Origin of the sequence: Pseudomonas sp. SIMBA_067 (genome assembly GCF_046534675.1) — a bacterium.
GTDB lineage: Bacteria > Pseudomonadota > Gammaproteobacteria > Pseudomonadales > Pseudomonadaceae > Aquipseudomonas > Aquipseudomonas putida.
In genome coordinates this window covers 1-714 of record NZ_JAWRYH010000040.1, presented here as the reverse complement: position 1 = coordinate 714, position 714 = coordinate 1, and the positions used below count along the sequence as shown (strand labels likewise).

Below are 714 nucleotides of genomic sequence, written 5' to 3'. Positions count from 1 at the left end.
CGCGCCCACCGGAAGGAGCTGACTGGGTTGAAGGCTCTCAAGGGCATCGGTCGAGATCCCGGTGCCTAATGAGTGAGCTAACTTACATTAATTGCGTTGCGCTCACTGCCCGCTTTCCAGTCGGGAAACCTGTCGTGCCAGCTGCATTAATGAATCGGCCAACGCGCGGGGAGAGGCGGTTTGCGTATTGGGCGCCAGGGTGGTTTTTCTTTTCACCAGTGAGACGGGCAACAGCTGATTGCCCTTCACCGCCTGGCCCTGAGAGAGTTGCAGCAAGCGGTCCACGCTGGTTTGCCCCAGCAGGCGAAAATCCTGTTTGATGGTGGTTAACGGCGGGATATAACATGAGCTGTCTTCGGTATCGTCGTATCCCACTACCGAGATATCCGCACCAACGCGCAGCCCGGACTCGGTAATGGCGCGCATTGCGCCCAGCGCCATCTGATCGTTGGCAACCAGCATCGCAGTGGGAACGATGCCCTCATTCAGCATTTGCATGGTTTGTTGAAAACCGGACATGGCACTCCAGTCGCCTTCCCGTTCCGCTATCGGCTGAATTTGATTGCGAGTGAGATATTTATGCCAGCCAGCCAGACGCAGACGCGCCGAGACAGAACTTAATGGGCCCGCTAACAGCGCGATTTGCTGGTGACCCAATGCGACCAGATGCTCCACGCCCAGTCGCGTACCGTCTTCATGGGAGAAAATAATACT

At 56.6% G+C, this 714-nt stretch carries 1 pseudogene; it reads right to left on the bottom strand.

From position 1 onward, the window contains the following. Positions 1–102: 102 nt before the first annotated feature. Positions 103–714: pseudogene (gene lacI, locus SB765_RS27950) on the bottom strand (DNA-binding transcriptional repressor LacI); the annotation flags it as partial.